Below are 25,132 nucleotides of genomic sequence, written 5' to 3'. Positions count from 1 at the left end.
CGTCCCGCTTCGTTCTTCCAGGACTCGGGGACGCCCCCGGGGCTAGGCTGACGCCCATGAGTACCGACGACACCGCCGCCGCGGACATGAAGCGCAAGTTCAAGGAGGCGCTCGAGAAGAAGAACGCCCAGCAGCACCAGGGCGAAGCGCACCTGAACGGCGACTCCGCCGTGCATGGCACGCACGGGGCGCAGACCAGGCGCGAGTTCCGCCGCAAGAGCGGCTGATCCCGTATCCACCACGAAGGGCGTCGACGAGGGATCGTCGGCGCCCTTCGTCGTCCGCGCATCCACCGGAAGGGGTGGGAATCCACAGCGAGCGGGGTTAGCGTCGAAGGGTGATCCTTCCCTCCGCCCCTGCCGCGCCCGTGCGCGGAGCACGCGCCGCCCGCCCGATCCTGGCGCTCGTGGCCGGCGTGCTGCTGATGGTGCCGCTCGCGGTGGCCGCGCCGGCGTATGCGGACGACTATCCGTCGTGGCAGGACGTGCAGAACGCGCAGGGCGACGAGCAGGCCACGCAGGATCAGATCACCCGGATCGACGACGCGCTCGCCACGGCGCAGCAGAAGGCCGCGGACGCGTCGACCGCGGCGTTGAAGGCAGGGCAGGCCGCGGACTCCGCCCAGGCTGATGCGCACGCGGCCGCCCGGCGCGCGGACGAACTGGGCGTGCAAGCCTCCGCCGCCGAGCAGGCCGTGCAGGAGACGCACGAGCAGCTCGGCGCGGTCGTCGCCGGACGCGCCCGCACCGAGACCGCCGCGCCCCTCACCGTGCGACTGCTCACGTCGGCGGATCCGGATCAGCTGCTCACACGCCTGGGCATGCTGCGGCAGCTCGACTCGACCTGGGCGAAGCTCGGCGAGCGCGCGCTCGAGGCGCAGAGCGTCGCGACCTCGCTGCAGGACCAGGCGCAGACCGCCAGAACGGCCAGGGACGCGCTCGCGGCTGCCGCGGAGGACGCCGCGCAGAAGGCGAAGGCCGCGGCGGACGTCGAAGCCACCGCCGTCGCCGACCTGCAGAGTCACGTCACCACGCTGTACGCGCAGCTCGCGACGCTGAAGAACACCACGGCCGATGTCGAACGGCGCTACCGGATCGGCCAGCAGGTCGCCGAGCAGGAGCGCGAAGCCGCGGCCGCGGCGGCGGCCGCCGCCGCGGCTGGATCCGGAAGCTCCGGAGGAGGCGGTTCCGGAGGCGGCGGGAGCGATCTCGGCGGCGGCGGCGTGAACGTCGACCCCGCGGGCGCGCAGGCCTACGCCGCCGGCCAGCTCGGCAACTACGGCTGGGGCCAGGATCAGTTCTCGTGCCTGTACCGGCTGTGGATGCAGGAGTCGAGCTGGCGCGCGGATGCACTGAACCCCGACAGCGACGCCTACGGGATCCCCCAGGCGCTGCCCGCGGACAAGATGGCGGCGGCCGGGCCGGACTGGCGCACGAACGGCGACACCCAGATCGACTGGGGCCTCAGCTACATCCAGGGCCGGTACGGCTCCCCCTGCGGGGCCTGGGCGCACGAAGTCGCGAACAACTGGTACTGAGCGGTCGCGGACTCAGCTCTCCGCGAGCGCCTCGCGGGCGGCTTCGAGCACGACCGGATCCGCGCAGCCGCGCGCGAAGCCCGCGATCCTGCGACGGATCTCCCGCCCCAGGACCACCGTGCCGATCCGCTCGGCGAGCGGCGCGAGCCATACGGGGCGGCAGGTGAAGCTGTACTTCCAGACGGCGCGGGTGCCGCCCTCGGCGGCTTCGAAGCGCCAGCCCGCACCGAGGGAGCGGAGGAACCACGGCCCCTTCTCCATCACCATCCCCACGTTGGTCGGCGGCGCGTACGAGACGTAGTGGGTGATCATCGACAGGCCGAACCGCTGCCGGGTGAAGGTGCGCACGCCCTTGGCCGGCGCCATCGCTCCGTCGAGGAAGTGCTGCGCGTGGATGAAGCCGTCCCAGCGCCGGCGCACCTCCCCCGTGGTCTGCGAGACCGCATACGCCAGGTCGGGCGGGATCGGGACGACGACGGCGGCGTGGACGACGGGCATGCCCCGACGCTATCGCCCCGGGGGCGCGAGGACGGTCCGCCCGGGCGATCGAGCCGGGGCGGGGAGCCGGCATCGGCACCCCGCCCGGCCGTTCCGGTCGTTCCGGATCAGCGGCGCCCGGCGCGAGCGCGAGCCCGCTCCTGCTTCGCCGCCATCTCGTCGACCGCCGCGCGCCCGAGGGTCTCGGTGCTGACCGGTTCCGCCGCGGACGAGCTCTGCGAGGCCGGGTGCGCGTCGTGTCCCACGCCGTCGAGCAGCGACTCGTCGAACGGACGCGCACCGGAGAGCACCTGACGCACCTGCTCCGTGTCGATCTGCTTCGTCCAGGTGCCGATGAGGATCGTGGCGACCGCATTGCCGGTGAAGTTCGTCAGCGCGCGCCCCTCCGACATGAAGCGGTCGATGCCGACGATCACGCCGACGCCGTTCACGAGGTCGGGACGATACGCCTGCAGGCCGCCGGCCAGGGTGGCGAGTCCGGCGCCGGTGACGCCCGCGGCGCCCTTGCTCGCGATGATCATGAAGACGAGCAGGCCGATCTGCTCGGGGATCGACATCGGCTGACCGAGGCCCGCGGCGATGAACAGCGACGCCATCGTCAGGTAGATCGCCGTGCCGTCGAGGTTGAACGAGTAGCCGGTCGGCACCGTGATGCCCACCACGGGCTTCGCCACCCCCAGGTGCTCCATCTTCGCGATCAGCCGGGGCAGGGCGGATTCGGACGACGAGGTGCCGACGATCAGCAGGTACTCGCGCGCCAGGTACTTCATCAGCTGGAAGATGTTCACTCTGGCGACGAGCAGCAGCAGGCTGCCGAGCACCACGACGATGAACACGATGCAGGTGAGGTAGAACGCCCCGAGGAGGATCCCGAGGCTCCAGATCGCGGCGACGCCGGTCTTGCCGACCACGGCGGCGATCGCGCCGAATGCACCGAGCGGGGCGAGCCACAGGATCATCCCTAGCACGCGGAACACAAGTGTCTGCAGCTGCTTGATCGCGCCCATGATGGGGGCGCCGCGCTCCCCCAGGCCCTGCAGCGCGAAGCCGACGAGCAGTGCGATGAAGAGCACCTGCAGTACGCTCTCGCCGGTGAAGGCGCCGAAGAATGTGGCCGGGATGATCCCGAGGATGAAGTCCTGCGTGGTCTTCGCCTCGGTCGTCGTCGCCTCGTAGGTCGCGCCCGCCATGTGCAGCCCCTCACCGGGGTGGATGATGTTGCCCACGACCAGGCCGATCGCGAGCGCGAACGTCGACATGACCATGAAGTAGAGCAGCGCGAGCCCGCCGATCTTGCCGACCGTCGCCGCCTTGGCGATGGATCCGACGCCGATCACGATCGTGCAGAAGATGATCGGCGCGATCATCATCTTGATCAGGCTCACGAATCCCTTGCCGATCGGCTCGAGGCCCTGCGCGAACTGCGGGAACGCGAGCCCCACCGCGATCCCGAGCCCCACCGCGATGAGCACGGACACATAGAGCCACGTGTGTCTGTCCCAGGAGTTCTTGCCGCGGCGCCAATCGTGCCGCGGGAGGGTGAAACCTTCGGTGAGAGCCATCGTCGCCTCCGCTGAGTGAAACCAGACACCCGCACCACTGCGGGCGGGCCGTGCCGACCATCGTGCGGACCGGAGGCGCCGCGCGGCGAGTTCTGGTCGTATTGAAACCGGCGCGGATCCGGTGCGAGCCGCCGTGCGCGGCGTGACCTCGCGCATACTGGCTGAGGAGGTCCTGATCGGCGATGGCGACGATAAGACGCGGTGGAGTGCGCAGTGCCGCATCGCGCGTGTTCGCGCTGTTGATCGGATCCGTCCTGCTGATCGGCGCGGCGATCGGGGTGTTCCTCACGTGGGAGGCGCAGACCTCGGCGCGGCAGGAGGCCGAGCACGTCACCGCGGCGATCGCGCACGCGCTCTCGACGGCCCCCGCGATCGAGACCGCCGTGACCGCGATCGACCGTCCCTCGGCGGAAGAGGGCCTGCGCGCGTACGTGGCGTCCGTGCGCACCGGGGCGGGGCTGGACTTCATCACGGTCATGGACCGCGACGGGGTGCGCCTCACCCATCCGGACCCCGCACGCATCGGCGGGAGGTATCTGGGCACGATCCCCACCGACGGCCGCGCGCTCACCGAGCAGTACACGGGAACGCTCGGTCCGTCGGTGCGCACGATCGCTCCCGTCCACGACGCCGGCGGTGCGATCGTCGGCTGGGTCTCGGCGGGGGTGACCGTGGAGTCGCTGGCCGGTGCGCTGCAGCGGCGGCTGCCCGTGATCGTGCTGCTCACACTCGCGGTCGTGGCGCTGGGCGCGATCGGAGCGGTGCTCGCGCGGCTCGCGACGCGGCGCATCACCGGGGATCTGGAAGCCCGCGACGTGCGCGAGGCGGTGGCCGGATACGAGTCGGTGCGCACGCTCGGCGAGGCGCTGCGTGCGCAGACGCACGAGCACGGCAACCGCCTGCACACGGCGCTGTCGCTGCTGGAGCTCGACCGCCGGGACGAGGCGATCGCTCTGCTGTCCGAATCGTCCCTGCAGAGTCAGTCCGTGATCGACCAGATGACGCTGCGCGACGGGGATCCGACGCTCGGCGCCCTGCTGCTGGGCAAGGCCTCGCAGGCGAAGGAGCGCGGCGTGCGCTGGCAGGTGCACGTGGACCCCGCCGCCCCTCGCGTGGATCTGACCCCGGTCGACGCGGTCGCGGTGGTGGGGAACCTCATCGACAACGCGCTCGATGCGGCCCCTCAGGCGGAGTCGGGCGCCGACCGCTGGGTGCGGGTCGACGTGACCGCGGCGGACGGCGGCGCCGTGGCGATCACGGTCTCGGACGGCGGCCCCGGAATACCCTCGGACGTCCGCGGGCGGATCTTCGAGCACGGCTTCTCCACCAAGCCGAGCGACCGCTCGGGGCGCGGCGTGGGGCTCGCCCTCGTTCGCGACATCGTGACGGCGGCCGGCGGGAGCATCGAGCTGTCGGCCGAGCCGACCGCGTTCCGGGTGACGCTGCCGGGGATCCCGGCGGGACGGAGGTCGGGATGATCGGCGTGCTGCTCGTGGACGACGACCCGCTCACCCTCGAACTCCATGCGGCGTACATCGCGCGGCTCGAGGGGTTCGAGGTCGTGGGCGAGTGCACCGGCGTCCGTGCCGCGCTGAACGCGCTCACCGCAGATGCAGAGCGGATCGACCTGGTGCTGCTGGACCTCACCATGCCCGACGGCTCGGGCATCGACGTGCTGCGGCGCATCCGCGGCGCGGGCAGCGCGATCGATGTGATCGCGGTGACCAGCGTGCGCGACGTCGAGGCCGTGCGGCGGATGTCGGCGCTCGGTGTCGCCCAGTACCTGCTCAAGCCGTTCCCGTTCGCGGTCTTCCGCGACCGCCTGCTGCAGTACCGCGACCGGCATGAACGCGCGGTCGCACTCGCGGGTGCCGCCAGTCAGGAGGAGATCGACGCCCTGATCGGGGGGCCTGCGACCGGCGCCATCTCTCTGCCGAAAGGGCTCGCCGCCGAGACGCTCCAGGCGGTGACGGCGGTGCTGCGCGCGCACGGCGACCTCTCCGCCGCGGAGGCGGCGCCCCTCGTCGGGGTCTCGCGGGTGACCGCGCGACGCTACCTGGAGCACCTCGTCGCGCAGCAGGTCGCGATCCGCGCCCCGCGCTACGGCGCTCCGGGTCGCCCGGAGACCGCGTACCGCCTGGCCGGTGCACCCGCAGCGCCGCGCTGACGGCTGCTTCAGCGTCGGGCGCCGGATCGCACCGTGGTCGGAGCGACTGCAGTGCGGTGATAGCGTCGTCCTGTCCTCAGGGCGGGGTGAAAGTCCCCACCGGCGGTGTCGCGGCATGGTCCGCGCGAGCCCGCGAACGGTCCCCATGGCGGGGACCGCCGATCCGGTGCGATTCCGGAGCCGACGGTCACAGTCCGGATGAGAGAGGACAGAAGGAGCAGTCAACCATGCCCAGAATCGCCATCGTCGCCGCGCAGTGGCACGCGGAGATCGTCGAGCAGGCCGTGTCCGCCTTCGTCGAGCGTCTTGCCGAGCTCGGCATCGACCAGGTCGACGTGCTCCGCGTCCCCGGCGCGTTCGAGATCCCGCTGCACGCCCAGCGCCTTGCGCGCACCGGCCGCTACGAGGCCATCGCGACAAGTGCTCTCGTCGTGGACGGCGGGATCTACCGGCACGACTTCGTCGCCGGATCCGTCGTCGACGCGCTCATGCGCGTGCAGCTGGACACCGACGTGCCGGTGTTCTCCGCCGTGCTCACGCCGCACCACTTCCACGAGCACGACGAGCACCAGGACTACTTCCGGCGCCACTTCGCCGTGAAGGGCCGGGAGCTCGCCGAGGCCGTGTCGGCCACGGTGCAGAGCCTCGCCGCGATCGGCTGACCGACCCGCGGGGCCCTGCACCCGGCACGTCCGCCGTCGCTGAGTCCGCCGCCGAGGCGGACTCAGCGCGGCAGGCGTCCTTCGTGCAGCACGCCGTCGGGATCCGCGCTCGCGCGCACCGCGCGCAGCCGGTCGATGTCGGACGCGGTGGCGCACTGCTCGAGCGTCTGCCCCGGCGTGAGGAACGTCGGCACCGTCCGCGCGGCGGCGGCCGGGGCGAGCAGCTCGAGGAGGCCCGCGATGCTGGCGTCGCCGGGCTCGGTCGGTGCTCCGGGGAAGCTCGGCACGAGCGCATGCAGGAGCCAGCCGGCCGAGGCCAGGGAGGCGAAGCCGGAACGGCGCGGGGCGTCGAGCGCTCCGCCCAGCATCCGCAGGTCGATCCCGATGATCGTCGACTGCGCAGGAGCCTGACGGAAGTCGATCAGCGCGTCGATCACGGCGTCGTCGAGCTGGTCGAGCGCGAGAGATGCGCCCCGGCCCGCGGTCGGCTCGGTCGGCTCCCCCGAGGACGCCGCGAGTGCGGCGGGCGACGTCGCGCCGGCGGTCTCGCGCTGCACGGCACCGGCGCGCCGCACTCCCGCGAGGAGCGCGTCGGCGGCACCGTCGGCAGACAGCGCCTGGACTGTCAGGTAGCTCTTGCCGCGGATCGCCTCGGGCAGCATCGGCGCGTCGGGCATCCGCATCGAGCTCGTGAACACGTTGAGCGTCGACGGCGCGACGGCGGCGAGATCCCGCACGGCGCGCATCACCGCGGCGGAGTCGGCCGCGTCGAACGTCAGGGAGGCGCCCCACTGCGCCGGAGCGCGGACCAGATCGATCTCGAGCGCGGTGACGATGCCCACGACGCCGCCCGCGCCGCGCAGCGCCCACATCGCCTCGCGGTCGCTGTCGTCGTCGATCCGCTCGTGCGTGCCGTCGGGTCGCAGCACCCACGCGGCCCGCAGGTTGTCCGAGCCGAGTCCCGCCGTGCGACTGAACCAGGAGTGACCGCCGCCGAGCGTGTAGCCCGCGACCGAGACCACCGGGCTCGTGCCCGCGGGGGCCGCCCACCCCGTGCCTTCGAGCGCGTCGACCACGGCGCCCCAGCGCACGCCGCTGCCGACCACGACCACACCGGCCGCGAGGTCGATGTCGAGCCGGTCGAACGCCGTGGTCCGGACGATCACGGCCCCGGCCAGATCGCCGGAGGCGCCGTGGCCGCTCGGCTGCACGGCGATCGGCGTTCCGGCCTCGCGTGCCGCCGCGAGGATCAGGCGCAGATCGTCGAGGCCCGCGGGCACCGCCACCGCGGCGGGAAGCTGGTCGATCGAGAGGTTCCACGGGCGGCGGGCGGCGTCGAATCCCTCGTCCGAGGGGAGCAGAAGGGATCCGTCCAGCGCACGGTCGAGGGCATCGAATGCAGAGAGAAGGGGCATGACGCCACCATAGGATGCCCCACGGACATTTCCCCGGTGACGTCACGCCCCTCGTGCGTGCGCGCTGCCTACTCCCCCGCGAGACCGCCCAGCAGGTGCCCGAACGAGCGCCCTTCGCCGAGGTAGTTGCCCGGGTCGAAGGGATCCTTGTCGGCTGCGGGCTCGCGTCGGGCCATCGCCTCGGCGAGCTCCCGCGCTCCGCGCTCCACCCGCGCGCTGAGCGGGGCCACCTCGTCGGCATTCGCGCCCCAGTCGCTGGAGGCCGCGAAGACGCCCGTGGGGACGGGCTCCGCGTGCAGGTAGGTGAACAGCGGACGGATCGCGTAGTCGATCGCGAGCGAGTGCCGCGCGGTCCCGGCGTTCGCGCCGATCAGGACCGGCTTGCCCGTGAGCGCGTCCGGATCGAGCACGTCGATGAACGACTTGAACAGACCCGAGTAGCTCGTGGAGAAGATCGGCGTGACGGCGATCAGGCCGTCGGCCGAGATCACCGTGTTGATCGCCGAGTCCAGCGCGGGCGGGGCGAACCCGGTGAGCAGGTTGTTGGTGATGTCGTGCGCGAGATCGCGCAGCTCGATCACGTCGACGCTGACCTCGGAGCCGAGTTCGGTGAGCCGGTGCGCGGTCTCCGCCGCGAGGCGGTCGGCCAGCATGCGCGTGGAGGACGGGTTGCTGAGTCCTGCGGAGATCACCGCGATGCGACGGGCGCCCATCTCAGTTCGCTCCCTTCGTGGCCGCAGCCCCGAAGGACGATCCCGCCGCGGCAGGGACCGCGCCGCCGTCCTGGTAGGGCGATCCCGCGGTGAGGTTGTCGCCGCGGTTCGCGCCGGGCCGCGCCTCGCGCGCCGGGCCGTCGCCGTACACGGCCGTGACGCGCGCGGCGTGGGTCGGGGCGTCCGGCACGATCTCGGGACGGTTCTGCGCGAGCTCCTTGCGGAGCACCGGCACGACCTCGCCGCCGAGCAGGTCGATCTGCTCGAGCACGGTCTTCAGCGGCAGGCCGGCGTGGTCCATGAGGAACAGCTGGCGCTGGTAGTCGCCGTAGTGGTCGCGCATCGCGGCGTAGCGGTCGATGACCTGCTGCGGCGATCCGACCGTGAGCGGCGTCATCTCGGTGAAGTCCTCCATCGACGGGCCGTGTCCGTAGACCGGGGCGTTGTCGAAGTAGGGACGGAACTCGTTCACGGCGTCCTGCGAGTTCGGGCGGATGAACGTCTGCCCGCCGAGACCGACGATCGCCTGCTCTGGCGTGCCGTGACCGTAGTGCGCGAAGCGCTGCCGGTACAGCTCGATCAGGCGCTGGTAGTGCTCCTTCGGCCAGAAGATGTTGTTCGCGAAGAATCCGTCGCCGTAGTAGGCGGCCTGCTCGGCGATCTCGGGCGTGCGGATGGAGCCGTGCCACACGAACGGCGCGATGCCGTCGAGGGGGCGCGGGGTGGACGTGAAGCCCTGCAGCGAGGTGCGGAACTTGCCTTCCCAGTCCACGACGTCGTTCGTCCACAGCTCATGCAGGAGCGCGTAGTTCTCGATCGCGAGCGGCAGGCCCTGACGGATGTCCTTGCCGAACCAGGGGTAGACGGGGCCGGTGTTGCCGCGGCCCATCATGAGGTCCATGCGGCCGCCCGACACGTGCTGCAGCATCGCGTAGTCCTCGGCGATCTTCACCGGGTCGTTCGTGGTGATGAGCGTCGTGGAGGTCGAGACGATCAGGCGCTCGGTCTGCGCGGCGAGCGCGGCGAGGAACGTCGTCGGGCTGGACGACCAGAACGGCGGGTTGTGGTGCTCGCCGATCGCGAAGACGTCGAGGCCGACCTCTTCCGCGTGCTTCGCGATCGTGAGGGTGTTCTGGATCCGCTCGCGCTCGCTCGGGGTCTCCCCCGTGACCGGGTTGCGGGTGATGTCGCTGACCGACATGAGGCCGAACTGCATGCCCGACCAGGTGCTCGACTCGCTCACTGCTGTCTCCTTCAGATTTCTATTCACTTGAATGTATCTGATGAAACGTACTCCACCCAGAAGTATTCCCGCGATCCTCGACATCGGCCAGGGGATCCGCAGACGGGGAACGCCCGCCCCGGCAGGGACGGGCGCTGCGCGACGGCCGGCCGCAGCAGACCGGCGCACTCCGGCGGATCAGGCGAACAGGGCCGCGCCGACGTACGAGCCCTGCCGCGCACCGGGCGGGATCGCCCAGATGCCGGACCCGATGTGCGTGATGTACTCGCTCATGAGGTCGGTCGACAGCTTCTTCTGAAGGGTGACGAACTGCTCCGGCGTGCGCTGGTACGAGAGGAAGAACAGGCCGGCGTCGAGGCGGCCCAGCTCGTTGTTGCCGTCGACGTAGTTGTATCCGCGGCGCAGGATGCGGATGCCCTTGTTGATCGTCGGGTGCGCGAGGCGCACGTGCGAATTCTCGTCGATCGCCGAGCCGGAGAACACCGGCTCCGCCATCTCGCCGCCGCCGGAGAGCGGCGAACCGCTGCCCTTCGCCCGGCCGATGGTGCGATCCTGCTCCGCGAGACGCAGCCGGTCCCAGGTCTCGATCAGCATCGCGATCTTGCGCGCGACGAGATACGACCCGCCCGCCATCCACGCGGGCTCGTCCTTCTCCGCCACCCAGACGTGCTCGTCGAGGGCCTGGGCGTCGTCGGCCAGGATGTTCGCCGTGCCGTCCTTGTAGCCGAAGAGGTTGCGCGGGGTCTGCTGATCCGCGGCGGTGCGCGAGGTCCGCCCGAATCCGAGCTGCGACCAGCGCAGCCTGGCACGTCCGAACGCGATCCGGCTGAGGTTGCGCACGGCGTGCACCGCGACCTGCGGGTCGTCGGCGCAGGCCTGGATGCAGAGGTCGCCGCCCGTGTAGCCGGCGTCGAGGGCGTCGCCGACGAACGCCGGCAGATCGGCGAGCGCGGACGGCCGCCGATCGGCGATCCCGAACCGGTCGCCCTCTGCGAGGAAGAGCGACGGACCGAGCCCGAAGGTGATCGTGAGACCCGCGGCCGTGAGCCCCTGGGCCTCGCCGGTGTCGTCCGGCGGCGCCTCGGGAGAGCCCCCGACGGCGCCCGAGGCGCTCACGTCGAGGCCCTTCGTCAGCCGCGACGCCGCATAGCTCCAGTCCTGCAGGAGGGAGACGAGGTCTTCGCGGCTCGCGCGCGGCATCATGTCGAAGCTCGCGAAGTGCAGGTGCTCCTGCACGCGCGTGGTGATCCCGGCCTGGTGCGCGCCTTCGAAGGCGTACTCGTCCGCGGGAGCGGATCCGCCCAGCACCCCGGTCGCGGCGACCGCGGCCGCGCCCCCGGCTCCGACGGCGATGCCGGCGACACCGCTGCCGAGCGCCCAGCCGATCAGGCCGCGCCGGCTGATGCCGGTGCGCGGTGCCGCCCCCTCCGGCACGGCCCCGGCGGGCGCGTCGGCGGTCGAGGGTGCTTCCGGCGCCGCGTCGGCGGGCCGATCGGATCCTTCCGGGGACTCAGGGACCGTCATGTCAGCCGAGGATCGTGCTGGTGAGCTTCGAGAGCGGCTCGGCGAGCGCATTCAGCAGGTCGGTGAGGTCGCGCTTCTGCGCCTCGGTGACTGTGGAGTACGGCGCGAAGCCGTCCTTCAGCGAACCGTGCACCGCGAGCTCGGCCTCCAGGGCGGAGAACCCGCGATCGATCTGCTCCACGAGCTTCTTGCCCTCGGCGCCCTTGCTCTCGGCGAACTCGCGCACGACTGAGAAGGCCATCTTGGATCCCTCGACGTTCGCCGCGAAGTCGGAGAGGTCCGTGCCGGACCACCAGTCCTCCTCGCCCGTGATCTTGCCGGTGGCGACCTCGTCGAGGAGCGAGATGGACCCATTGGAGATCCCGGCGATGCCCTGGGACTCGAGGTCCTTCACGAAGGCGTCGGAGTGGACGTGGTCGTACAGCTCCTGCAGGTCCGCGAGGAGCTTGTCGGCGAACGTCGCGCGCTCGGCGGGCGTCGACGGCGCCCAGTCCTGGTTCGCCGGGGTGGTGCCGTCGGAGTTCATCGCGCCAGCGGCCGGGGCCCACAGGTCCTTCTCGATGCGGTGGAAGCCGGTCCAGTCGATGCCCTCGGCCTTCGCGTCGAGCTCGCGGAAGTCCAGGCGCGGGTCGAGCGTCCCCAGCTGCTCCGCGATGGGCTCGATGCGCTCGTAGTACGCACGCACCGTCGAGAACTGCGCCTGGGCGGCCGCGTCGTCGCCGCCGCGATAGGCATCGGCGAACGTCTTCGCGGCGGGGAGCAGCTGATCGACCTGGTCCTTCACATACGAGGCGTACTGCGTGAGGGCCTTCTGCTTCTGCGCCGCGTCGCCTCCGGTCTCTGCGACCTTCTCGCCGCTGACCGTGAACGCGGTCCTGCCGACACCGGCGCCGAGCATCCCCGGCTTGCACACCGTGAAGTACTTGCCCGGCTGCGCCACGACGGTGAGGGTGCGCGACGCGCCGGGGGCCACGTTCTCGACCTCGCCGACGATCCGCACGCCGTCCTCGGCGAGCAGGTAGAACTCGGTCACCTCGTCGCCCTTGTTGCTCACGTCGAAGGCGAGCGTGCCGCTGGTCGCTGTGGCGGCGGAGACGCTGCACGCATCGGCCGTGGACGAGACGGTCAGACGCCCGCCGGCGGCGACGTCGGACTTGGCGACGCAGCCCGTGAGGGCGAGGCCGAGGGCGGCGACGGCGCCGAGGACGGCGATCGGTCGGCGGGCGATGGTCATGAGGCTCCTTCAGGGGCGGGCGAGGCGGTCGACGCGGCACGGGTGGCCGCCGACTCGGTCGTGACGGGCGTCGCGGAGGACGCGGAAGCGGGAACGGAGGAAGACGGCGTCGTACGGGGCGTGGGGCGACGCAGCCCGCGCACGAACAGCGTGCCGACGATCGCGATGTACAGCGCCCAGGCGATCACCTGGAGCCAGCTCATCCGCGGCATGAAGCCGACGGTGGCCTGCAGCAGCACGGCGAGCGCGCTGTCGGGGCGGATCGCCGCGGTGACGTCGAAGGCCCAGCCGAAGGGCAGGCCGGCCCAGCCGACGAGCACGGAGCCCGCGGCGTCGAGCGGAGCGGCGGCGGTGAAGGGTCCTGGCACGACACCGGCCTCCTGCAGGTCGCTGAGCGCGTAGGCGAGCACGCCGGCCGCGATGATCACGAGGAAGCCTCCCGTCCAGGTGAAGAAACGGGAGAGGTCGAGCCTGACCGCGCCGCGAGCGAGCAGCCACCCGGCGAGGACCGCCACCACCAGGCCGAGCGCGGCCCCGAGGATCGCCGATGGCGCATCGCCGAAGGACTGCACCATCGACCAGAGCAGCAGAGTGGTCTCGACGCCCTCGCGGGCCACCGACACGAACCCGACCAGCACGAGCGCCCAGACGGTGCCCGCCTCGAGCGCGCGGTCGACGCCGCCCTGCAGCGTGGCCTTCATGGTGCGTCCGGCCTTGCGCATCCAGAAGATCATCCAGGTGACCATGCCGACCGTGACGAGCGAGAGCGTGCCGCCGATGATCTCCTGCCCCTGGAAAGTGAGGGCGTAGGCGCCGAAGGTCAGCACGGCGCCGATCACGAGCGCCAGCAGGATCGCGGCGCCGACGCCGGTCCATAGACGCGGCAGGACGTCCTTGCGATCGAGCCGCTTCAGGTAGGCGACGAGGATGCCGACGACGAGCGCGGCTTCGAGGCCTTCACGGAGGCCGATGAGGAAAGTGGCGAGCACGAGGGGCTGTTCCTGGAGAAGTTGTGAGGTAAGGCATCCCTTACCTCCATGAGCCTAGCATCCGCTTCCCCGCCTTCCGGACGCGAGCTCGGCGGGCGGAGCCGCGACGGTAATCCTCGGCAACAAACGGCCGACCCCCGCGGCAGCCGTCTTAGCCTCGCCTCATGGCCGAACTGAACCTCCCGATCCTTGACCTGTCCCAGCTCGACGCGGGCCCCGAGGCCGCCGCGGCGTTCCGCGATGACCTGCGCGCCGCGACCCACGACGTCGGCTTCTTCTACCTCACCGGCACCGGCGTCACCCCCGAGCTCGAACGTCGCCTGCACCAGGCGGCGTTGGACTTCTTCGCACTGCCGGAGGACGACAAGCTCGCGATCGAGAACGTCAAGAGCCCGCACTTCCGCGGCTACACCCGCATCGGCGGCGAGCGCACGCAGGGCGCGGTGGACTGGCGCGAGCAGATCGACATCGGACCGGAGCGCGAGGCCGTCGAGGGCGGGGCCGCCTACAACCGCCTGATCGGCCCGAACCTGTGGCCCGACGCCCAGCCCGAGCTGCGCGAGGTCGTGGCCGAGTGGCACGCGCAGCTCTCCGGCGTGGCCCGCACGCTCCTGCGCGCCTGGGCACTCGCGCTCGGCGCCGAGGAGACCTACTTCGAGCAGAACTTCGGCGATCCGTCGACCCTCATCAAGATCGTCCGCTACCCGGGCACCCACGAGCCCGAGCCGCAGCAGGGCGTCGGCGCCCACAAGGACTCCGGCGTGCTGACCCTGCTCTGGGTCGAGCCGGGCAAGGGCGGTCTGCAGGTGGAGCGCGACGGCTCCTGGGTCGACGCTCCCCCGGTCGGCGGCGCCTTCGTCGTCAACATCGGCGAGCTGCTCGAGTACGCGACGGACGGCTACCTCAAGGCGACCAACCACCGGGTGGTCTCCCCGCAGGCGCCGGACGAGCGGATCTCGATCCCGTTCTTCTTCAACCCCGCGCTCGATGCGCGACTGCCGCTCATCGACCTGCCTGCGGATCTGGCGGCGCAGGCACGCGGCGTCACGAAGGACCCCTCGAACCCGATCCACGCCCTCTACGGCGAGAACGCCCTGAAGTCGCGCCTGCGCGCGCATCCGGACGTCGCGGCGATCCACCACGCGGACCTGGTGGGCGCCTCCGTCTGAGCGAGGGCGGCGGGTCTGCGGTCGCGCTCGCAGCCGCGCTCGCGAGACACCACTTCTGGCATGAGACCCCGCGCCTGACGTGATGTCTCATGCGGAATCTGGTGTCTCGCGCAGTCACTCGTTGAAGACTCGCGGCTCAGATCTCCGGCCCGCCTCCCGCCACGATGTCCCTCAGAGCCTGCACATGCGCCTCGAACGCCCGCGCGCCAGGTGCTGTGACGCGCACCCAGGTGCGCGGCCGAGTGCCGACCTGGCCTTTCCGGCTGACGACGTAGCCGGCCGCGGACAGCGCGGCGATCGCCTTGCTCACCGCGGAATCGTTCGCCTGCAGCACGTGCGCGAGCGTCGCGAAGTCCATCTCCACGCCGTCGCGCAGGGCCGCCATCATCGAGAAGCGGATCGCGCCCGCGAAGGTGTCATCCAGGCGCATGCGCGGGTGCGGCTCAGCCATCGGGACCGGCCGGCCAGAGCGCTGCGACCACGAAGAACACCAGGATCGCCCCCGCCGCGACGGCGCCGATCATGCCGCCGAGCAGCGGGTTCGCGAACGCCGGAATCGGTGCGACGCAGGCGATCACCGCGGAGATCGCGAACGCCGTCCATTGCGGCGGACGCCACGTCGCGCCGATCGCGGGCACCGCGTTCAGGAAGCGTCCGAGCGCGGCGAACGCCATCGCGAGCACTGCGGCGACCACAGAGAGCACCTGGAAGCCCTCGCCCGCGGCGAACAAGGGACTCACTGCGGCGATCAGTGCGAACCCGACGCCGAAGCAGCCTGTGGCGATCCGCACGGCGGTGTTCATCTCGGCATGCTCTGCGACGGGGACGGCGGCCGCGTCACCGGCACCCCGGCGCATCGCGCCCCACGCCCAGAGCCCGGCACCGAGGCCCAGCACTCCTCCGAGCGCGACGAGAACCACGGGAGCGTCGCCGCGCAGGAACGTGATCACAAGGGCCAGCACGAACGCCGCAGCCGAGGCGACGGTGAGCACCTGATGCACGACACGCGCCGCGCCTCGAAGGGCCCGTGCCGCGGGATATCGTTCGCGGAGCCCGCGCGCGAGCTGACTCCACATCACGATGACGACGAGCAACGCCAGGGTGGGCAACGACCGTGCGTTCACGGACGGATCCCGAAACATCTGGGCAAGGAACCAGGAGACGAAGGCGGTCGTCGGGACGATCGCCTCGAAGAAGAGGATCCGGCCCAGCCGGTGACGGTCGAGCACCTCTTCGCGTCGCCCCGCGATGCCGGGCAGCGCGTCGAGGGCGGCACGCGCAGCTTCCCGCCCTGGCACGCCCTCGGATCCGTGGACGCGGCGATCCTCAGTCATCGTCGCGCTCCGGGAGCAGGCTGACGATCGCCGCCAGGACCAGGACCACGGCGCCGAGAGCGAAGCCGGTCGCCAGCGCGATCCCCGGACGGGTGCTCACGAGGAGCACCATCGCCATGGCGGCGGACGCGCCGAAGCCGAACATGATCCACTGCGGGGCCCACCAGGTCTCGCCCAGATCCGCGCACCACCCTGTGAGCAGCGCGACGAGGTACAGGATCATGATTCCGAACATCGCCAATGAGCTGACGGCGGAACCCCATCCCGGAACGGCCGCCGCCCCGCTGACGGCAGCGCTGATCGCGAGGCACCCACCCACCGCCATCGTGCCGACCCGTGCGGTGCGGGTAAAGGGCGCACGTGCCGGAGCGAGGCGGGGAAGGTCGTTCCGTCCCTCGTGCCGCAGCGACAGACCGGCCGCCAGCCCACCGGCGAGGAAGAGCAGTGGCGGCCCGGGAAGCCAGAACCATGAGAACGCCCCGGTGACCCCGTCGATCACCACGAGCGCGAGACCGAGCGCGGCGCCTGCGACAGCCAGGCCGTAGCACACACCAGCGCGTGCACCCCGCAGCATGCGGCGCGCGCCGTAGCGCTCCCTGACGGCGCGCGCGAGGAACGACCAGATGAGGAACACGGCGAGCGCGTTCAGCGGCGCTATGGGCAGTTCGGGACTCTGCCGATGGAGCCCCCAGGCGATGAAGAAGATGCCAACGTACAGCGCGATTGCGATGCTCTCGACGATGTGCAAGCGCCCGAGCCGCCGGAGATCCAGCACGCCCTCGGCACGCTGCCTGACATCCGGAAGCACGTCCAGATACGCCTGCGCCGTAGCCGCGTCCGGCTGTTCCAGAGGTTCCGCACCCCGCATGGGCTGCTGCTCCATCGATCCCCCCGAATCATCGGTGAGCTTTCCTATAGGAAAGCTCCTCCCACTTTCCTACAGGAAAGTCGATCGGGGATCAATGCCGCGGGTCGTGAGAAACCACTTCCTGCATGAGACCCCGCGCCTGACGTGATGTCTCATGCGGAATCTGGTGTCTCGTGCGGATCCGCGCCCAGCCCCGGACAAAGGTCGAGGCCCGCCCCACACCGTGGGACGGGCCTCGCAAGAACGTTTTGCGCGATTGAACGCTGGCTGCTTAGCGGCGCAGTCCGAGACGCTCGATCAACGACCGGTAACGGTTGATGTCGACGTCCTGGAGGTAGCCGAGCAGACGACGGCGCTGACCGACGAGCAGGAACAGGCCACGACGCGAGTGGTGGTCGTGCTTGTGCTCCTTGAGGTGCTCGGTGAGGTCCTTGATGCGCTGCGTCAGCATTGCAACCTGCACCTCGGGGGATCCGGTGTCACCGGGGTGCGTCGCGTACTCTTCGATGATCGCCTTCTTGACGTCTGCTTCCAGTGCCATAGGTGATCCCCTTCCTCTTTGCTGCGCGGTGCCCGACGCCGAATGCGTGGGCTCTCTTTATCCGCGGCCGATCGAACGGCAACCGCCCAAGTCTATCAGCACCGGGCAGCACCGCGCGCCGGACCGGATCCACGCCCCCCGGAGCGCCGATACGCTCGACGAGTGAGTCATCTGATCGACCTGAGCCCGTTCCGGCAGAGCCCGGCGTTCGCCCGGATGTGGATCGGATCCACCCTCAGCGGCATCGGCGGGCAGCTCACGATCGTGACCGTCATGCTGCACGTGTTCGCACTCACGCAGAGCACCTTCGCCGTCTCCATGATCGCCGTCGCGGGGCTCGTGCCGATGATCCTCGCCGGCCTCTACGGAGGGATGCTCGCCGACGCCTTCGACCGCCGGCGGGTCGCGCTCATCGCCGCCGTCATCACGTTCGCCGCGACCGCGCTGCTCGCGACTCTCACCTGGACGCACGCGGAGACCATCTGGTGGCTCTACGCCCTGAGCATGATCATCGCCGCGGCGAACTCGGTCGGGATGGCCACGCGCACCGCGATCATCCCCCGGCTGCTTTCGCGCGACATGCTCGCCCCCGCCTCCGCGCTGAACGGCGTGGCCTTCGGCATGACGGTCATGGCGGGCCCCGCCCTCGCCGGGCTCCTCGTGGCGCTCACCGGTTACGGCTGGACCTACACGATCGACGTGATCCTCATGCTGTCGATGTTCCTGGGGCTCTGGACGCTCCCGAAGCTGCTGCCCGAGGGCGAGATCGTGCGTCCGGGGCTCGCCTCTCTCGTCGACGGCTGGCGCTTCCTGCGCCGCGCCGGAAACATCCGGATGCAGTACGTCCTGGACGTCTGCGCCATGACGTTCGGCCAACCCCTCGTGCTCTTCCCCGCGCTCGGCACCGTGATCCTGGGCGGCGGCGCCGTGACCACGGGCCTGCTGACGGCGGCCGTCGCGGTCGGGACGTTCCTCTCGAGCCTGTTCTCGGGGCGCATCGTGCACTACCGCTGGCACGGACGCGGCATCGCCAGGGCCGTACAGGCGTACGGCATGACGATCGCGCTGTTCGGCATCGTCCTGCTCGTGGGAGCGATGCTCCCCGCCCGCCATGCCACCGTGTCTTCGCCGAACGTGCTGCTGATCGCGCTCGCGTGCGTCGCCCTGGCCTTCTCGGGTGCGGCGGACAACGTCAGCTCGATCTATCGCAACACCATGATGCAGGCCGCGGTCCCCGACACGATGCGCGGTCGCCTGCAGGGCGTGTTCATCATCGTGGTCGCGGGCGGACCGCGTCTCGGCGCCCTGTACGCCGGAGCGCTGGCCTCGCTCACCGCCCTGTGGTTCCCGCCGCTGCTGGGCGGCCTGCTCGTGATCGGCCTCGTGGCGCTGTTCGTTCGGCTCAGCCCGCGCTTCCGGGCGTACGACGCCGAGGATCCGCAGCCCTGACACCCCGTCGAGGACCGCGGATCCCGGCGGAGGTCAGCGCCGCCCGGCCGGCTGCCGGATCGCGACGTTGATGCGGTTCCACACGTTGATCGCGCTGATCGCCAGGATCAGCGCGGACAGCTGACGCCGATCGAACTGTGCCGACACCTCGTCCCACAGCTCGTCCGGCACCGGGTCGGTCCTGTCCGCGATGCGGGTGAGCGCTTCGGTGAGCGCGAGCGCCGCCCGTTCCCGCGCCGTGAAGAACGAGGCCTCGCGCCAGGCGGCGACGCCGAAGACCCGCTCGTCGCCCGCTCCGTCCGCGCGCATCTCCTTGGAGTGCTCGATCGTGCACCAGCTGCAGCCGTTGATCTGGCTGGCCCGCAGGTGGACCATGTGCAGCAGTTCCTGGGACAGATCGGCTGAGGCCGCCACGCCGCTCAGGGCGGAGAGCGCGTCGAAGCCTCCCTCCAGCAGGAACGCGGGGTGAGGCATCCGCGCCGTGATAGCGACGGCCGTCGTGGTGTCGATGGTCTGGTCGATGGTCATGTCAGACTCTTCCCGTTCTTCGTGTCAGCTGCCGCCCGATCCGGACGGTCACTCTGATGACACGCGGGCCGGAGGAGATGTGACATGACGGACGAGGATTCTCTCGCCGAGCGCTTCGAGGAGCACCGACCGCGGCTGCGCCGGCTCGCGCAGCGCATGCTCGGCTCCACCGCCGATGCCGACGACATCGTGCAGGACGTGTGGCTGCGAGCCTCCGCGGCCGGCGCGGACGACGTGCGGAACTTCGGCGGCTGGCTGACCACGATCGCCTCCCGCGCCTGCCTGAACGTCCTGCGCTCGCGCGCCTCACGGGGCGAGATCCCGCTCGACGACGAAGCGACGGGTCCGGTCATCGAGGCGGATGTGCGCGCACCGGATCCCCTCGACCAGGCGCAGCAGGCCGAAGCGGTCGGCGCCGCGCTGACCGTGGTGCACGAGCGCCTCTCCCCCGCCGAGCGCGTGGCGTTCGTGCTGCACGACTCGTTCGACGTGCCGTTCGAGCAGATCGCCGATCTGCTCGAACGCTCCCCCGACGCCGTGCGGCAGCTGGCCAGCCGCGCGCGCCGAAGGGTGCGTTCGGCGGATGTCGCCGGCGCCAGGAACGCCCACGAGCGGCGCCCCGTCGTGGAGGCGTTCTTCGCGGCCGCCCGGGCGGGCGACTTCGACCGGCTCGTGTCGCTGCTGTCCCCCGAGGTCGAGCTGCGGATCGAGCAGGGGCTGTCGGCGACGGCGCTCGTGCGCGGCGGCGCCGCAGTCGCGGGGCGGGCGCTCATGTTCGCGATCCCCGACGCGGTGCTCCAGCCCGTGCTCGTGGACGGTCTCCCCGGCGTCGTCGTCCTGGTCGGCGCCCGTGCCGTCTCGGTCATGGCGTTCGATGTCGACGGCGAGCGGATCTCCGCCATCGACGCGTTCGCCGGCCCCGCCGCGGTCGCCGCCCTGTCGCTGCCCTGACGGCGCCGACCGCGGGTCGCTCGGCCGCCGCGGAAATGTCCGTGCCCCGGCGCAGACTGGCGGCATGAGCGCCACCACCCGCACCACCGCACTGCCCCTCTCCGGGGCCTACGACCTCCGCGAGGTCGCCCTCATGGGATTCGGCCATCGCGACGAATCCGCCTTCGACGGCGTCATGCGCCTGGCGTTCTGCACCGATGCGCTCGACTCCCAGGTCGGCGTGGAAGTACGCCAGCAGGACGACGCGCTCGCCCTGACGGTGCACGGGGAAGGCGATCTCGACGCGATCGCGGCACAGGTGGCCCGCGTCGTCTCGGCCGACCACGACGGCGGCGCCTGGGCCGCCGTCTGCGCCGGGGATCCGGTGCTCGCCCGTGTGCACGCAGCGGCGCCGGGCTTCCGTCCCTCGAACTTCTACAGCCCGTACGAGGCGGCGGTGTGGGCCGTCCTGTCGGCCCGTCGCGCGCGACGGCAGGGCATCGCCCTGCGTCGGCGTCTGTCGGAACAGCACGGCGCGGTCTTCGCCCTCGCCGGGCGCCCGGAGGCCGCACTGCCGCTGCCCGGGCAGCTGCTCGCGCTCGAGGAGTTCCCCGGGCTGCCCGCGGACCGGATCCCGCGGCTGCACGCGATCGCCCGCGCGGCGCTGGACGGGCTGCTCGACGTGCAGCGGCTCGCCGGCATGACGCCTGCGGAGGCCATGCTCGACGTCCAGCGCCTGCCCGGCATCGGCCCCTTCTACAGCGCGCTCATCGTCATCAGGGCCTGCGGGCTCGTGGACGTGCTGTCGACGCAGGAGGATCACACGCGCGCCGCCGTGCAGGCGCTGTACCGCCTCGACCACACCCCGGACGATGCCGAGCTGGAGCGGATCGCCGAGGCGTGGCGCCCGTTCCGCACCTGGGCCGCCGTGTCGTTGCGAGCCGTCGGATCCCGGCTCCTCGATCAGTCCGCGGCCTGAGCCTCGCTGCACGATGAGAGGGCGGGGTCGCTGTCCGCGACACCCGCCCTCTCCGGCGATGCTCCGATTACGCCTGCAGAGCGCCCTGCAGGTCGAGCGTGATCGTGACGTCCTTGCCGACGAGAACGCCGCCGGTCTCCAGCGCGGCGTTCCAGGTGAGGCCGAAGTCCTCGCGGTTGATGACGGCCTTCGCGGAGGCGCCGGCCTTGTAGTTGCCGTAGGGGTCGGAGCCGAAGCCGCCGAAGTCCAGCTCGAACGTGACCGGCTTGGTGACACCGTGGATCGTGAGGTCGCCGTCGACGAAGAGGTCGCCGCCCTCGACGCGGGCGCCGGTCGAGGTGAAGTCCATGGTCGGGTACTTCTCGACGTCGAAGAAGTCCGCCGACAGCAGGTGGCCGTTGCGACCGGCGTCGCCGGTGTCGAGCGAGGTGACGTCGACGCTCGCCTCGACGCGGGCCTCGAGCGGGTTCTCCGGGGCGACCAGGGTCGCGCTCTTCACGCCGAAGGTGCCGCGCACCTTCGAGATCATCATGTGGCGGACGCTGAAGGTGACCTCGCTGTGCGCGGGGTCCAGGGTCCAGGTGCCGCTGCGGTAACCGGGGATGTCGATGCTCATGGGTGCTCCTCGTCGGAAGGTCTGCGGCCGCCGCTGCTGCGACGACACCAGGTCCAACTTACATTCAGGTGAATGCATTCCCGATTCGCGGAACTTTTTCCGAGATCTCCCCTCGGGCGCGGCGAAGGCCCCGTCCGGAGACGGGGCCTTCGTCGTTCGCGCTGGTCAGCCGACGGCGACGAGGTCGATGATGAAGATGAGGGTCTTGCCTCCGAGGAAGTGACCGGATCCAGCCGGGCCGTAGGCGAGGTGCGGCGGGATGGTCAGCTCGCGGCGTCCGCCGACCTTCATGCCGGGGATGCCCTCCTGCCAGCCCTGGATCAGGCCGCGCAGCGGGAACTGGATGGTCTCGCCGCGACCCCAGGAGGAGTCGAACTCCTCGCCGGAGTCGTGCTCGACGCCGGCGTAGTGCACGGTGACGGTGTCGCCGGGCTTCGCCTCGTCACCGGTTCCTTCGAGGATGTCGCGGATCACGAGCTCCGTGGGGGCGGGTCCGGTGGGGGCGTCGAACTCGGGCTTGGTGCGCTCAGTCATGCCTCCATCCAACCCGACGCGGTCCGGCCCGGTCAACGCGAGGCACTGCGCCGACGGCGAACAATGCTCCGGCGCATCCCGGCGAACAGGCGAAGAAGCGCCCGCCCGAACCTTGACATCATCCCTGCACGGGTGCACCCTGTTTTCAGATCAACTCAGCGCCCGGAGGACTTGCAGGCATCGCCGCAGCACCGGGCGCTGAGTCTTGCTCAGCGGGTCGGAACCTCCGACCTCACACCGAGAGAAGCGCATCGCGCGCCGCGTGGGTGCGCTGCAGCAGGACCTGCTCGTCCTGCGTCGCGAGCGGATCCCGTCCCGTGATGATGCGCTGGCGCACGGACGCGAGCGTGGTCGCGTCCTTGATGAACCGGCGCATGACCGGACGCCGGTCGCCGCGCAGCCCCGACGCCCACCGCAGGCCGACGCGTCGGCCCGCGGGGGTCGCGAGCATCGACACCTCCTGCGGCGTGAACCAGCCCGCCGTCGCATAATCGCTGAGCCGGGCGAAGGTGAGCCGGGACTCCTCCTTGCGCAGCAGGATGATCACCACGATGAAGCCGACGAACAGCGGCACCTGCAGCACGATGTACAGCACGAAGAAGTTGCCGATCATCGAGGATCCGTTCCACAGCGCGTGCAGCGCCATGGCGCCGAGGAGCCCGACGGCGCCGAAGCCCAGAGCGCGAGCGGCCGAGGCGCCGCGACGCGCGGCGAGCCCGATCGCGAATCCGGTCACGGAGGTGAACATCGCGTGGGCGAACGGCGACATCAGTCCGCGCAGCACGAACGTGACGGTCAGGTCGGGTGCCCCGCCCTCGATGAGACTGACCGCGAAGTACTGGATGTTCTCGGTGAACGCGAATCCGGCCCCGACCAGGGCGCCGTAGACGACGCCGTCGATCGGGCCGTCGAAGCTGCGGCGCGCCATCACGAAGATCAGGAAGACGCCGAGCCCCTTCGCCGTCTCCTCGACCAGGGGTGCCTGGAACACAGCGGTCAGATCGTCGTTGCGCTGCCCGAGCAGCAGCGTCAGCAGGAGGTCGACGACGAGCGCGAGCCCCACCGAGGCGATCGCGCCCCACCCGATCGCGAAAGCCACCAGCGACTTCGGCTCCGGCTCCCAGCGGTCGATGAAGAAGACGCCGAAGAACACGATCGTGAGGGGCACGAGCGCGAGCACCATGCCGATCATGGACGCCGCGGGTCCGAGCGCCCAGACGAAGTAGGCGATGAGGCCGAGCAGGACGAAGCCGAGCGCGCCGAACGCCCACACCGAGGCGTGCCGGCCCTTCGCGGACGGAACCGGCAGCGCCGGGACCGCCTGCACGGGAGCGGGCGGCGTGTACGCGTCGTAGGCGACCGCGCCGTGGTGCTCGGGTCGCTGCGCGAGCACCGAGCCGTACACGGGCGCGATCGGCGTCGAGGCCGTCTGCGGATAGCTCTGCGGCTGGACGTACTGCGGCTGGTGCGCGTACGGGGAAGGCGCATACTGCGGCTGCCCATGCTGCGGCTGCATGGAGGGCTGCGGCGCGGCCGGCGCGGAGTACGACGGCTGCATCAGATACGGCGCGGACGGCCCCTGGTCCGCCACCGGCGAAGGCTGTGCGGCCGCGGGCGGCTGGTACGCCGGCGATGCGGGGGGCGACGGGCGCGAAGCCGGGCGCTGCTCGGCGGGATCGCCGTGTCCTCCAAAGCTCATGCCCAAAGCCTAGAGGCTCCCCGCGCCGGGGCCGCGGGTGCGCCCGGTAGCGTGGGAGGCATGCGGTTCGCTCATCTGCGCCGTCCCGAATCCGACACTCCCGCGCTCGCCGTCATCGACGGCTCGGGCGCGACGCTCGTCGCCGATCTCGTGGATCCGGCCCCTGCCACCCTCCAGCAGCTCATCGAAGGCGGCGACGTCCTTCTCGACGCCGTCCGCGACGCACACGCCCGCGGCGAGGCCCCCGTGCATGCGCTGGAGGGCTTCGCCTACAGCGCCGCGGTGCTCGCTCCGCCGGTCGTGCTGGCGGTGGGCCTGAACTACGCCGCGCACTCGAGCGAGCTCGGGCTGAAGACCGACACCGCGCCCACGGTGTTCACGCTCTGGCCGAATTCCCTGGCCGGGCACGAGCAGACCACGTCGTGGCCGCGCGCGCTGTCGGAGTCGGTGGACTACGAGGCCGAGCTCGGCGTCGTGATCGGCGCCGCCGCGAAGGACGTATCCGCCGAGGACGCCCTCGACCATGTCTGGGGCTACACGGTGGTCAACGACATCACCGCGCGCGACATCCAGTTCGCGGAGGCGCAGTGGTCGCGATGCAAGTCGTTCGACGGCTTCTCCCCCACCGGTCCCGTGGTCGTGACCGCCGACGAGATAGCGGACCCGCAGGATCTGCACATCTGGACGATCGTCGACGGCCACATGGTGCAGGACGCCTCCACCGGGCAGATGGTGCGGCCGGTGTCGGCGCTCATCTCGCACCTCTCGCGCTCCCTCACGCTGCGCCCGGGGACGCTGATCTCCACAGGCAGCCCCGGTGGCGCCGGCTACTCGCGCGATCCGCAGATCTTCCTGCGCGATCGCTCCACCGTGACCGTCGGCATCGACGGGATCGGCGAGCTCACCACGCACTGCCGGATCCTGGACTGACGATCCGCCCC

Annotated in this window: 25 protein-coding genes, 1 pseudogene and 1 riboswitch; of the genes and pseudogenes, 10 read left to right on the top strand and 16 right to left on the bottom strand. The window is 71.0% G+C overall.

From position 1 onward, the window contains the following. Positions 1 to 56: 56 nt before the first annotated feature. Positions 57 to 227: a DUF5302 domain-containing protein gene (locus ACFC1J_RS08160; RefSeq protein WP_160299713.1), complete on the top strand. Its 171-nt coding sequence runs from the start codon at positions 57 to 59 to the stop codon at positions 225 to 227. Between the two features lie 110 nt (positions 228 to 337). After that, the gene (locus ACFC1J_RS08155; protein ID WP_375904192.1) at positions 338 to 1,537 is read left to right on the top strand and encodes a hypothetical protein; all 1,200 of its coding nucleotides are present in this window, start codon (positions 338 to 340) and stop codon (positions 1,535 to 1,537) included. A gap of 12 nt (positions 1,538 to 1,549) precedes the next feature. Here the strand turns inward: ACFC1J_RS08155 and ACFC1J_RS08150 are convergent, their stop codons facing one another. Together ACFC1J_RS08150 and ACFC1J_RS08145 are read right to left on the bottom strand one after the other, a co-directional pair. Next, positions 1,550 to 2,035, bottom strand: a complete 486-nt coding sequence (locus ACFC1J_RS08150; RefSeq protein ID WP_375904190.1) for an SRPBCC family protein — start codon at positions 2,033 to 2,035, stop codon at positions 1,550 to 1,552. Between the two features lie 107 nt (positions 2,036 to 2,142). Next, complete coding sequence (locus ACFC1J_RS08145; protein WP_375904188.1) at positions 2,143 to 3,597, bottom strand: cation:dicarboxylate symporter family transporter; 1,455 nt, start codon at positions 3,595 to 3,597, stop codon at positions 2,143 to 2,145. A gap of 206 nt (positions 3,598 to 3,803) precedes the next feature. Between ACFC1J_RS08145 and ACFC1J_RS08140 the strand changes: the two genes are divergently transcribed. The 3 genes and pseudogenes from ACFC1J_RS08140 to ACFC1J_RS08130 all read left to right on the top strand — a co-directional run. Beyond that, on the top strand, positions 3,804 to 5,075 hold the full coding sequence (locus ACFC1J_RS08140; RefSeq protein ID WP_375904186.1) for an ATP-binding protein: 1,272 nt from the start codon (positions 3,804 to 3,806) through the stop codon (positions 5,073 to 5,075). Beyond that, positions 5,072 to 5,764 carry a response regulator gene (locus tag ACFC1J_RS08135; RefSeq protein ID WP_375904184.1) on the top strand — a complete coding sequence of 231 codons (693 nt, stop codon included), beginning with the start codon at positions 5,072 to 5,074 and terminating at the stop codon, positions 5,762 to 5,764. Before ACFC1J_RS08140 ends, ACFC1J_RS08135 begins: the two co-directional genes overlap by 4 nt. Before the next feature lie 68 nt (positions 5,765 to 5,832). Further along, positions 5,833 to 5,978: riboswitch (FMN riboswitch) on the top strand. A 7-nt stretch (positions 5,979 to 5,985) separates the two neighbouring features. Beyond that, a pseudogene (locus tag ACFC1J_RS08130) lies at positions 5,986 to 6,426 on the top strand (6,7-dimethyl-8-ribityllumazine synthase); the annotation flags it as partial. A 62-nt stretch (positions 6,427 to 6,488) separates the two neighbouring features. On the opposite strand, the gene ACFC1J_RS08125 reads toward ACFC1J_RS08130, so the two are convergent. From ACFC1J_RS08125 to efeU, 6 genes are all read right to left on the bottom strand, one after another. After that, positions 6,489 to 7,841 carry an FAD-binding oxidoreductase gene (locus ACFC1J_RS08125; RefSeq protein ID WP_375904182.1) on the bottom strand — a complete coding sequence of 451 codons (1,353 nt, stop codon included), beginning with the start codon at positions 7,839 to 7,841 and terminating at the stop codon, positions 6,489 to 6,491. 68 nt (positions 7,842 to 7,909) lie between these two features. Then, positions 7,910 to 8,554, bottom strand: coding sequence for an FMN reductase (locus tag ACFC1J_RS08120; protein ID WP_375904180.1), 645 nt, complete (start codon positions 8,552 to 8,554; stop codon positions 7,910 to 7,912). A 1-nt stretch (position 8,555) separates the two neighbouring features. Next, positions 8,556 to 9,770 carry an LLM class flavin-dependent oxidoreductase gene (locus tag ACFC1J_RS08115; RefSeq protein ID WP_375904495.1) on the bottom strand — a complete coding sequence of 405 codons (1,215 nt, stop codon included), beginning with the start codon at positions 9,768 to 9,770 and terminating at the stop codon, positions 8,556 to 8,558. A gap of 204 nt (positions 9,771 to 9,974) precedes the next feature. Then, positions 9,975 to 11,321 (bottom strand): iron uptake transporter deferrochelatase/peroxidase subunit, encoded by a 1,347-nt coding sequence (efeB, locus tag ACFC1J_RS08110; RefSeq protein ID WP_375904178.1) that lies wholly within the window; start codon positions 11,319 to 11,321, stop codon positions 9,975 to 9,977. A gap of 1 nt (position 11,322) precedes the next feature. Next, entirely contained in the window at positions 11,323 to 12,555 is a 1,233-nt protein-coding gene (efeO, locus tag ACFC1J_RS08105; RefSeq protein WP_375904177.1) for an iron uptake system protein EfeO, read from the bottom strand. Further along, positions 12,552 to 13,544, bottom strand: coding sequence for an iron uptake transporter permease EfeU (gene efeU / locus ACFC1J_RS08100; RefSeq protein WP_375904175.1), 993 nt, complete (start codon positions 13,542 to 13,544; stop codon positions 12,552 to 12,554). Before efeU ends, efeO begins: the two co-directional genes overlap by 4 nt. A 164-nt stretch (positions 13,545 to 13,708) precedes the next feature. Between efeU and ACFC1J_RS08095 the strand changes: the two genes are divergently transcribed. Then, the gene (locus tag ACFC1J_RS08095; protein ID WP_375904174.1) at positions 13,709 to 14,713 is read left to right on the top strand and encodes an isopenicillin N synthase family dioxygenase; all 1,005 of its coding nucleotides are present in this window, start codon (positions 13,709 to 13,711) and stop codon (positions 14,711 to 14,713) included. A 136-nt stretch (positions 14,714 to 14,849) separates the two neighbouring features. On the opposite strand, the gene ACFC1J_RS08090 is transcribed toward ACFC1J_RS08095, so the two are convergent. The 4 genes from ACFC1J_RS08090 to rpsO all read right to left on the bottom strand — a co-directional run bounded on the left by ACFC1J_RS08090 (position 14,850) and on the right by rpsO (position 17,456). After that, positions 14,850 to 15,164: a transcriptional regulator gene (locus ACFC1J_RS08090; RefSeq protein WP_375904172.1), complete on the bottom strand. Its 315-nt coding sequence runs from the start codon at positions 15,162 to 15,164 to the stop codon at positions 14,850 to 14,852. Then, entirely contained in the window at positions 15,157 to 16,047 is an 891-nt protein-coding gene (locus tag ACFC1J_RS08085) for a hypothetical protein (RefSeq protein WP_375904170.1), read from the bottom strand. Before ACFC1J_RS08085 ends, ACFC1J_RS08090 begins: the two co-directional genes overlap by 8 nt. Then, entirely contained in the window at positions 16,040 to 16,930 is an 891-nt protein-coding gene (locus ACFC1J_RS08080) for a hypothetical protein (protein ID WP_375904168.1), read from the bottom strand. The genes ACFC1J_RS08085 and ACFC1J_RS08080 overlap by 8 nt, the downstream gene beginning before the upstream one ends. Before the next feature lie 256 nt (positions 16,931 to 17,186). Continuing rightward, entirely contained in the window at positions 17,187 to 17,456 is a 270-nt protein-coding gene (gene rpsO, locus ACFC1J_RS08075) for a 30S ribosomal protein S15 (protein WP_018187174.1), read from the bottom strand. A gap of 162 nt (positions 17,457 to 17,618) precedes the next feature. Here rpsO and ACFC1J_RS08070 point away from each other — a divergent pair, with 162 nt between their 5' ends. After that, the gene (locus tag ACFC1J_RS08070; protein ID WP_375904167.1) at positions 17,619 to 18,905 is read left to right on the top strand and encodes an MFS transporter; all 1,287 of its coding nucleotides are present in this window, start codon (positions 17,619 to 17,621) and stop codon (positions 18,903 to 18,905) included. A gap of 33 nt (positions 18,906 to 18,938) precedes the next feature. Here ACFC1J_RS08070 and ACFC1J_RS08065 read toward each other — a convergent pair whose 3' ends face one another. Beyond that, entirely contained in the window at positions 18,939 to 19,433 is a 495-nt protein-coding gene (locus ACFC1J_RS08065; protein WP_375904165.1) for a carboxymuconolactone decarboxylase family protein, read from the bottom strand. An 84-nt stretch (positions 19,434 to 19,517) separates the two neighbouring features. Between ACFC1J_RS08065 and ACFC1J_RS08060 the strand changes: the two genes are divergently transcribed. Together ACFC1J_RS08060 and ACFC1J_RS08055 are read left to right on the top strand one after the other, a co-directional pair. Continuing rightward, complete coding sequence (locus ACFC1J_RS08060; RefSeq protein ID WP_375904163.1) at positions 19,518 to 20,384, top strand: sigma-70 family RNA polymerase sigma factor; 867 nt, start codon at positions 19,518 to 19,520, stop codon at positions 20,382 to 20,384. Positions 20,385 to 20,448: 64 nt separating this feature from the next. Continuing rightward, positions 20,449 to 21,342 (top strand): DNA-3-methyladenine glycosylase family protein, encoded by an 894-nt coding sequence (locus ACFC1J_RS08055; protein WP_375904161.1) that lies wholly within the window; start codon positions 20,449 to 20,451, stop codon positions 21,340 to 21,342. A 67-nt stretch (positions 21,343 to 21,409) separates the two neighbouring features. On the opposite strand, the gene ACFC1J_RS08050 is transcribed toward ACFC1J_RS08055, so the two are convergent. The 3 genes from ACFC1J_RS08050 to ACFC1J_RS08040 form a co-directional block, all read right to left on the bottom strand. After that, the gene (locus ACFC1J_RS08050; protein WP_292717956.1) at positions 21,410 to 21,958 is read right to left on the bottom strand and encodes a YceI family protein; all 549 of its coding nucleotides are present in this window, start codon (positions 21,956 to 21,958) and stop codon (positions 21,410 to 21,412) included. Positions 21,959 to 22,123: 165 nt separating this feature from the next. Further along, positions 22,124 to 22,492 (bottom strand): FKBP-type peptidyl-prolyl cis-trans isomerase, encoded by a 369-nt coding sequence (locus ACFC1J_RS08045; RefSeq protein ID WP_375904158.1) that lies wholly within the window; start codon positions 22,490 to 22,492, stop codon positions 22,124 to 22,126. A 232-nt stretch (positions 22,493 to 22,724) separates the two neighbouring features. Beyond that, positions 22,725 to 24,191: a PrsW family glutamic-type intramembrane protease gene (locus tag ACFC1J_RS08040; RefSeq protein WP_375904156.1), complete on the bottom strand. Its 1,467-nt coding sequence runs from the start codon at positions 24,189 to 24,191 to the stop codon at positions 22,725 to 22,727. A 60-nt stretch (positions 24,192 to 24,251) separates the two neighbouring features. On the opposite strand from ACFC1J_RS08040, the gene ACFC1J_RS08035 reads away from it, so the two are divergent. Beyond that, a complete protein-coding gene (locus ACFC1J_RS08035) occupies positions 24,252 to 25,121 on the top strand; it encodes a fumarylacetoacetate hydrolase family protein (protein WP_375904154.1) in 870 nt (289 codons plus the stop codon). Positions 25,122 to 25,132: the final 11 nt, after the last annotated feature.

The sequence above is a fragment of the Microbacterium sp. NPDC056052 genome (genome assembly GCF_042266785.1).
GTDB lineage: Bacteria > Actinomycetota > Actinomycetes > Actinomycetales > Microbacteriaceae > Microbacterium.
The sequence above is the reverse complement of the archived record's forward strand: the minus strand, read 5'-3'. Positions and strand labels throughout refer to the sequence as shown.